This window comes from Domibacillus epiphyticus, from assembly GCF_001975785.1.
Lineage (GTDB): Bacteria > Bacillota > Bacilli > Bacillales > Domibacillaceae > Domibacillus > Domibacillus epiphyticus.
In genome coordinates this window covers 135,530-143,624 of the sequence record NZ_MSFI01000020.1, presented here as the reverse complement: position 1 = coordinate 143,624, position 8,095 = coordinate 135,530, and the positions used below count along the sequence as shown (strand labels likewise).

The following is an 8,095-nucleotide window of genomic DNA, read 5'->3' as shown; positions in this document are numbered from 1 at the left end:
TGCCTAATGAAATAACCGTGTCTAACTTTTAGGGGTCACTCCATTCATTAACTTCGGGTTTTCACCTCTTCTTATTGAAAAACAATCGTTTTATTTCCGTGTACGATAATGCGGTCTTCCAAATGCCATTTTACTGCACGCGCGAGCACACGCCGTTCGATGGAGCGCCCGATTTTTTTCAAATCTGCCACATGGTCGCGGTGATCAACACGTTCAATATCCTGCTCGATAATCGGTCCTTCATCAAGGTCATTCGTTACATAATGAGACGTTGCTCCGATCAGTTTCACGCCGCGGTTATACGCTCTCTCATATGGACGCGCGCCAATAAATGCCGGTAAAAACGAATGATGAATGTTAATAATCTTATTCGGGTAACGCTCCACAAACTCCGGTGTCAAAATTTGCATGTAGCGGGCAAGCACAATCACGTCGATATTGTACTCCTCTATAAGCCGAACCTGCTCCTCTTCTACCTGTTTGCGAATGTCTTTATTCGCTGGAATATAATGAAATGGTATCCCAAGTGACTCGACCATTCCACGTGCATCCTCGTGATTTCCCGCCACAAACGCAATATCGGTCTGCAAGTCGTCGCTCTGCCATTCCCATAACAGCTCAAGGAGACAATGCGGTTCTTTTGAAACAAAGATCGCCGTTTTTTTCCGCTCACTTCCATAGGCAAATCGGTAATCCATCGCAAATTTTCCCGCTAACGATTCAAAATCTTTCTCCATCTCTGCACGCTTTTCTGCAAGCGACTCGGAGTCAAATTCAATTCGGATGAAAAATGTTCCGCCTTCAGGATCACTTGAATACTGACTTGATTCAATAATGTTGGCACCGTGATCAAACAAAAACTTCGACAGTGCTGACACAATTCCAGGTCCATCCGGACATTTCACAAGCAGCCGGCCGCGATTTAGGAAACCGTCGCTACTATTCGACTTTTTTTCAAGCGCATTTATATTTACAGTCATTTCAGTACACTCCAGTTGTTGTTTTAATATCTTATTATAGCGGATAAATATAACTTTGAAAATAATATTCAGCCTGACTCATCTTTTTGCACAACAGTGAAATAATAAAAAGACTCGAAATGGAGGAGCAAAAAATGGAAAAAAAGGAACAATGGTCGTCGAAAATTGGATTTATTTTATCATCAGCTGGCGCTGCAATTGGTCTTGGAGCGATTTGGAAGTTCCCTTATGTAACTGGACAGAGCGGCGGCGGCGCATTTCTGCTGTTATTTATAATTTTTACGCTTTTGATCGGCCTGCCGATGCTCATCGCAGAATTCATTATTGGACGCGGTTCCGGACGTGAAGCGGTCAGCGCCTACAAAAAACTGGCTCCAGATTCATTCTGGACGGTCATTGGCAAATTGGGCGTCACCGGCAGCTTTTTGCTTTTATCTTTCTACAGCGTCATTGGGGGATGGGTGCTTACTTACACGATCATGGCACTGTTTGGCAGCGTGATTGGGGGCGGCGATGCAGGTGCATTATTCGGAGCGGTCACAGGAAATCCATGGCTGACAATTGGTGGTCATGCAGTCTTTATGCTGCTGAATATTCTTGTCATTGCTGCAGGTGTGCAAAACGGCATTGAGCGGAGCAGTAAATATATGATGCCCCTTTTATTCATTTTCTTTATCGCACTCGTCGTACGGTCTTTAACACTTGATGGAGCAATGGAAGGCGTGAAATTCTTCCTGCAGCCGGATTTTTCAAAGATTACCGGGGAAGCTGTATTATACGCGCTTGGGCATTCTTTTTTCTCACTTGCGGTTGGGTTTTCATGCATGGTAACGTACAGCTCATATTTAAACAAAAACGTTAGTATCCCGGCATCAGCCGGGTCTATTGCGCTGATGAACATATTCGTTTCTGTACTTGCCGGTCTCGCCATTTTCCCGGTCGTCTTTGCCTTTGGATTCGAACCTGCAGAAGGACCTGGACTGCTTTTTGTTGTCCTTCCGTCCGTCTTTTCACAGCTCCCGTTTGGCGAACTGTTTTTGTTTATGTTTCTCCTTTTATTTTTGTTTGCGACACTTACCTCTTCATTTAGCCTGCTTGAAATAATTACAGCTGCGTTTGCAAAAGATGAAAACAAATCCCGAAAGAAGATCTCATGGATCTCGGGCATTGTTGTGTTTTTCGCTGGGATTCCGGCGGCGTTGTCATTCAGCACTCTTTCTGACGTGACCCTTTTCGGCAAAACCGTATTCGACGTGACTGATTTTCTCGTCAGCAACATTCTTCTTCCTCTCGGCAACTTGCTGATTGCCTTGTTTATTGCATGGCGGATGGATCGGTTGCTTGTAAAAGAACAGTATCAATTGAGCGACTCTGGTCTTGGCAAGACGTTTTCAAGCTGGTTTTTGTTAATGAGATGGCTCGTCCCAATTACGATTGCCGGCGTATTTGTGTATACGATCAGCCAATTTAACCAATCATAGATGTTTCAAAATAGTGAACATTTCGCAAACATTTTTTTAATCATTCTCTTATTGAGATATATGAATGGTTATTAAATTGATTTTCAGACCAAAATGATATAAATCAGGCATTTCAAGCGATACAAAGAAATTTTTTCTCTTCCCACAATAAAACCATCTCAAAATGTCATCAATATCATTCCAACAAAGCATTGAAGAGATGAATAAACAACATTATGATGTTTTTATCAGAATTCATTATTGAAGTTAGGGGCTGAACATATATGGCAATCACGAATGAAGTGACACAAGGCGAATATCAAGCAGCAAAAAAATATGTTGATGATGTATATGAGATCGTAATCAAACGCAATCCAGGAGAAAGCGAATTCCACCAGGCGGTTAAAGAGATTTTCGAATCATTGACACCTGTTTTCGCAAAATATCCTAAATATATGAAGCAAAACATCCTTGAGCGCATGGTAGAACCTGAACGCGTGATTTCTTTCCGTGTACCTTGGGTTGATGACAACGGCAACGTACAAGTAAACCGCGGTTTCCGTGTCCAGTTCAGCAGCGCAATCGGACCTTACAAAGGCGGTCTTCGTTTCCATCCGTCTGTTAATGCAAGCATTATTAAATTCCTTGGTTTCGAACAAATTTTCAAAAACTCGCTTACTGGCCAGCCAATCGGCGGCGGTAAAGGTGGTTCAGACTTCGATCCAAAAGGTAAATCAGACAACGAAGTAATGCGTTTTACACAAAGCTTTATGACTGAATTGTACCGTCATATTGGCCCGGACATTGACGTGCCAGCTGGCGACATCGGTGTTGGCGGACGCGAAATCGGCTTTATGTTTGGACAGTACAAACGTCTTCGCGGCGGTTACGAAGCTGGCGTATTAACTGGCAAAGGTCTTCAATACGGCGGCAGCTTGACACGTACTGAAGCCACAGGCTTTGGTACAGTGTATTTCGTAGACGAAATGCTGCAAGATAAAGGACAGTCATTTAAAGGGCAAAAAGTAGTTGTATCTGGTTCAGGCAACGTTTCAATCTATGCAATTGACAAAGCTACACAACTTGGCGCGAAAGTTGTTGCATGCTCGGATTCAAACGGCTATATTTACGACGAAAACGGCATCAACCTTGCGACTGTAAAACAATTGAAAGAAGTAGAACGCAAACGCATCAGCGAATACGTTCTTTACCATCCGGAAGCGAAATATGTAGAAGGCTGCTCTGGCATCTGGAGCATCCCTTGCGACATCGCTCTTCCATGTGCAACACAAAACGAAATCGATGCAGCTTCAGCACAGCTTCTTGTTAACAACGGGGTAAAAGCAATCGGTGAAGGTGCGAACATGCCTTCAACTCTTGAAGCAATCGAAGTATTCTTAAACAACGGCGTTCTATTCGGCCCTGCAAAAGCTGCCAACGCAGGAGGCGTAGCGGTTTCTGCCCTTGAAATGGCTCAAAACAGCGCTCGTCAACCATGGACATTTGAAGAAGTGGATGCAAAACTTCACAATATCATGAAAAACATTTTCAAAAACAGCAAAGAAGCAGCTGCTGAGTTTGGCCATGAAGACAACCTTGTTGTCGGTGCCAACATTGCTGGCTTCATCAAAGTTGCTGACGCGATGATCGCTCAAGGCGTCGTTTAATACAGATTTTCCAACACTCCGGATTTGTCCGGAGTGTTTTTTTTATATCAATTTCATACAAAAACGACGCCTTTTTGCAAGACGCCGTTATGTCACCTTTAATACTTCTTTCTGGATTGACGCACGTTCCTTCAACAGACCAGCCCTTCTCTATTTCCTCTTATTCAGCAAACGGCACTGGTTCAGGCAGTTGACCCAGCACTGAGTCGGGAATGTCTGGAAGCTCAGGATTATATACGTCTAAAAAGGCATTAGCCATGGCTAAATAGCCTGCAGGTGCCGGATGAGTGTCGTACGGATTTGGCAAGTAATCAACTGCATCTGTTCCAAAATAATGCGCCACCGGTACGAATGCTGCTCCTGCACGTTCGGCTTCCTGTTTAATAATCTCATTCAGCAACGCAAGCTGCTCTCCTACGGCGCCTTTATAATGGGCATTAACATGAGGATAAGGAAAATAATAGCCCATTGCATACACGTCTATGTTAGGATTTACTTCATAAATTTTATTCAGCAGCTCCTTATAATTTTCACGCACTCCATCCAGTGCAAGCGCCGTTGTAATCGCATTAAACATGACTGTACCGCTCCCCGAATTATATTGGAAAAGCGGCAATAGGTCATTTGCGCCTGCTGAAATCGTCATAATGTCCGAATTTTGAATGACACGTTGTCCAGCGGCACTTCCCACCTTTTTTGTCACCTGTTTTACCGTATATCCCGGAATGGACAACTGTTTTGAGTAGGAATCGATGACTCCAGCACGATAGAGGCTCATGGCAATCATGTCGGTATATCCTGCTCCAATTTCCCGGCTGGGTGTTTGTCCAGCCGCGACCGAATCCCCGATTGCCACATAATTCAGTCCTGATGCCTGCACATTTGGCATACAAAAAAGGGTTATAAGTAAAAATAAAAAAACGATTCGTTTCAACATCCTGTCCACTCCTCCAACATTGTTCTAGTTATTGTGTCAATTAAACAGCCGTCTTACCCCTGTAATATTTCCTGAGAAATTTCCCTTTTCATAAAAGAAACACCTGCCGCTGAAGACAGGTGTTTTGTATCAGGATTTATTTGAGATTTCATGTTAAAGGACATTATCGCGATACTCATTATCCATTTTTTTAATTTTAGTATATTTAATGGTTTCTATTTGAATGAATAATTCAAACAAAATCATAAAATCCCCTCATTTCGTTTTTATGTTAACGTATAAAACTCTGCAGGGATAGAACCAAAATTTCTTCTGTGATAAAGCATTGGATCCCGCTTTTCGATTTGAATGTCGATCACTTCTCCAATTAAAACGGTATGATCTCCCGCTTCTACTTGTTTAAATGTCTTACATTGCAATACCGCAAAAGCACCTTCAATAATAGGAAGGCTGTTTTCAGAGAATCTCCAATCACATGTACTAAATCGATCTACGTTTTTACTGGCAAATGTTTTACACAGCTCCTGCTGATCCCCGGCTAAAATATGAACAGCAAATTTCTTTCCTTCTGTAAACGCGTTAATTGTCGATACTTTATGATCAATTGACCAGAGTATCATAAGGGGATCAAGAGAAACCGAGGCAAATGAATTAACAGTCAAGCCTACGGGTTCCCCATTATGATCTGCTGCGGTCACAATTGTCACGCCCGTAGGATAATTTCCCATTACTTCTTTAAATAATGTTTGTGCTTCTTCTTTTAACATGGTTCTTCTCTCCTTTTATACTAATCATGTTTTTTAAATCTTCGTTTCTCTTTGAAGAGCTGGAATTTCTGCATTTTCCGCTGCCCGAGCAGATTTAGCGGATGATGAATACTTTTCTTGAACAACCATAATACAAATGGCTCCGATGACTCCCGGTATTGCAAACACCAAAAAGTTTTGGAATGTTGGAAGGCTCATCGTTAACAATACTCCCCCCATTATGGGACCAATGATTGCCCCAGTACGTCCAACCCCAAGGGCCCAGCCAACCCCGCTAGAACGCATTTCAGTTGGATAATATTGAGATACGTAAGCATTGGCAATAATTTGCGTTCCGATGGTTGAAGCCCCCGCTATAGCAACTAACGTATACAAAATAAGAATTGGCGCTTTAAACCCCAGCATACTGAGCGAAAGTGCGCCAGTGATAAAAAACAAAATAAGAATGCGTTTCGCACCCCAGCGGTCGGCCATCCACCCGCCGAAAACAGCGCCAAATATTGCGCCAAAATTTAGCAATAATAAAAATATTAAGCTTGAGCTGATCGGATAGCCTGCTTCAACCATCAATTTTGGCAGCCAGGTGTTTAAACCGTAAATCATCAGTAAGCACATAAAAAAAGCGATCCAAATCATCACTGTGCTTAACGCACGCCTCTCTTTAAATAGAGAAACGATCGGAATACCCTCTTGTTTTTGGTTGGCTCCCTCAAAGTGATCGCCTTGTTTGTATTGATACATCGGATCAATTTTTGATAATACTTTTCTTACTTGTTTCTCATCTTTTTTCATTAATAGAAAATTTGGTGACTCCGGCAGTGTTTTGTACATAATAGGCAAAAATAATAACGGGATAGCACCTACAAAAAAGATCGATTGCCAGCCAAAGTCAGGAATTAAATAAATAGCAAGTCCGGCGGATAACATTCCCCCGACAGAATATCCACTAAACATAATCGTTACTAGTGTATTTTTAAGCGATTTGGGTGAGTATTCCGTCATTAAAGCCACAGTATTCGGCATCACCCCGCCCAACCCCAATCCAGCAATAAACCGGTAAATACCAAATTCCGCAGGTCCTGAAGCAAAGCCAGCGATTCCAGTGAAAATACTAAACATCGCTACACAAAATAAAATCACTTTTTTTCTTCCTATTTTGTCTGCTAACGGCCCAAAAATTAAGGCCCCCATCATCATCCCAACTAAAGCATAGCTTCCTAATGTTCCCGCTTGTGTAGGCGTTAACGACCATTCCTCAATTAAAGCCGGAACGACAGAACCATATATAACAAGATCATAACCGTCAAAAGCTATGATAAAGCCGCACCAAAATAATATAGAGGCCTGAAAGGAATTAAACTTTGAATCATCGATCGTTTTGATCATATTAATGGATCGCATACAATACCCCCTTGAAATGGATACTAAAAAGAAAATCGAATATTGATAGCGTTTTCAATAATCGCCATATTTGTCCCATCCAACCCTGTTCTAAACCAAATGAAGCTTCATGAACCAATTTTCAAAAGTCTATTTTTTGAATAGCCCGATTGTACAAACTGTTCTTTTACGTCTTTAATATCGTTTTTTATTTGTAGTATTAAATCTTCAATGGAGGGAAACGTCTTTTCTTCCCTAACAAAAAAGCACACCGTCACTTCAACATCTTCTTTGTAAATCGATTGACTAAAGTGAAAGATATGAACTTCGCAGGATACTTCATGATTATCAAGCTGAAATGATGGACGGCGGCCGATATTCATTACGCCATAGTGTATCTGTCCCTTGACATGTATCCTGACACCATACACACCATTTAAAAGAGAGACTTTTTGATCGGTCAAAATATTTGCCGTGGGAAAACCTAATGTTTTGCCAATTTTTCTTCCAGAAACAACGGTACCGGAAAACCCAATCGTTTTATGGGAGAATCCTATTTTATTTGAAGACATTTTATGGTCTCCTTTCCCGCACATGCCGCTATGAATCATCCTTTACGCACCATTACGTACCACGAATTTCCGTTGTTATGCACTTTTCGTTCCTTCTTTAACGTTCGAAGTTTTTTACAAACCGCCGCTTGCAGCGTATTTTTTTCTATAAACTGAGAATCAAATAAATCAAAAAACGTTAAAATCTTTTTAGCACTGGCACCTGGATGTTTTCTTAAATAGTCAAGAATCACATGTTCAATGTTCATTATCGTCACCTCTTACTTTTAGTACCGGAGAGCATTGCAGGGAGATGACTGCGAATGGCCGTCATACTCCCTGCGGATTACATG

General features: G+C 41.8%; 8 protein-coding genes. 2 read left to right on the top strand and 6 right to left on the bottom strand.

Features of this window, described 5'->3' with window-relative positions:
* Positions 1-71: 71 nt before the first annotated feature.
* Positions 72-980 carry a formyltetrahydrofolate deformylase gene (purU, locus tag BTO28_RS12505; protein WP_076766745.1) on the bottom strand — a complete coding sequence of 303 codons (909 nt, stop codon included), beginning with the start codon at positions 978-980 and terminating at the stop codon, positions 72-74.
* Between the two features lie 134 nt (positions 981-1,114).
* On the opposite strand from purU, the gene BTO28_RS12500 reads away from it, so the two are divergent.
* Positions 1,115-2,461, top strand: a complete 1,347-nt coding sequence (locus BTO28_RS12500; protein WP_076766743.1) for a sodium-dependent transporter — start codon at positions 1,115-1,117, stop codon at positions 2,459-2,461.
* Between the two features lie 263 nt (positions 2,462-2,724).
* A complete protein-coding gene (gene gdhA / locus BTO28_RS12495; RefSeq protein ID WP_076766741.1) occupies positions 2,725-4,107 on the top strand; it encodes an NADP-specific glutamate dehydrogenase in 1,383 nt (460 codons plus the stop codon).
* Positions 4,108-4,267: 160 nt separating this feature from the next.
* Here the strand turns inward: gdhA and BTO28_RS12490 are convergent, their stop codons facing one another.
* The 5 genes from BTO28_RS12490 to BTO28_RS12470 all read right to left on the bottom strand — a co-directional run bounded on the left by BTO28_RS12490 (position 4,268) and on the right by BTO28_RS12470 (position 8,011).
* Entirely contained in the window at positions 4,268-5,044 is a 777-nt protein-coding gene (locus BTO28_RS12490; RefSeq protein WP_076766739.1) for an SGNH/GDSL hydrolase family protein, read from the bottom strand.
* A 266-nt stretch (positions 5,045-5,310) separates the two neighbouring features.
* Positions 5,311-5,811, bottom strand: coding sequence for a flavin reductase family protein (locus tag BTO28_RS12485; protein WP_076766737.1), 501 nt, complete (start codon positions 5,809-5,811; stop codon positions 5,311-5,313).
* Positions 5,812-5,844: 33 nt separating this feature from the next.
* The gene (locus tag BTO28_RS12480) at positions 5,845-7,212 is read right to left on the bottom strand and encodes an MFS transporter (protein ID WP_076766736.1); all 1,368 of its coding nucleotides are present in this window, start codon (positions 7,210-7,212) and stop codon (positions 5,845-5,847) included.
* 107 nt (positions 7,213-7,319) lie between these two features.
* Positions 7,320-7,763 (bottom strand): riboflavin kinase, encoded by a 444-nt coding sequence (locus BTO28_RS12475; RefSeq protein WP_076766735.1) that lies wholly within the window; start codon positions 7,761-7,763, stop codon positions 7,320-7,322.
* Between the two features lie 35 nt (positions 7,764-7,798).
* Positions 7,799-8,011 (bottom strand): hypothetical protein, encoded by a 213-nt coding sequence (locus BTO28_RS12470; protein ID WP_076766733.1) that lies wholly within the window; start codon positions 8,009-8,011, stop codon positions 7,799-7,801.
* Positions 8,012-8,095: the final 84 nt, after the last annotated feature.

Bases quoted from the DNA above. Each gene is read 5' to 3' on its own strand.
- purU (WP_076766745.1), bottom strand. From the start codon at position 980: ATGACTGTAAATATAAATGCGCTTGAAAAAAAGTCGAATAGTAGCGAC.
- BTO28_RS12500 (WP_076766743.1), top strand. From the start codon at position 1,115: ATGGAAAAAAAGGAACAATGGTCGTCGAAAATTGGATTTATTTTATCA.
- gdhA (WP_076766741.1), top strand. From the start codon at position 2,725: ATGGCAATCACGAATGAAGTGACACAAGGCGAATATCAAGCAGCAAAA.
- BTO28_RS12490 (WP_076766739.1), bottom strand. From the start codon at position 5,044: ATGTTGAAACGAATCGTTTTTTTATTTTTACTTATAACCCTTTTTTGT.
- BTO28_RS12485 (WP_076766737.1), bottom strand. From the start codon at position 5,811: ATGTTAAAAGAAGAAGCACAAACATTATTTAAAGAAGTAATGGGAAAT.
- BTO28_RS12480 (WP_076766736.1), bottom strand. From the start codon at position 7,212: ATGCGATCCATTAATATGATCAAAACGATCGATGATTCAAAGTTTAAT.
- BTO28_RS12475 (WP_076766735.1), bottom strand. From the start codon at position 7,763: ATGTCTTCAAATAAAATAGGATTCTCCCATAAAACGATTGGGTTTTCC.
- BTO28_RS12470 (WP_076766733.1), bottom strand. From the start codon at position 8,011: ATGAACATTGAACATGTGATTCTTGACTATTTAAGAAAACATCCAGGT.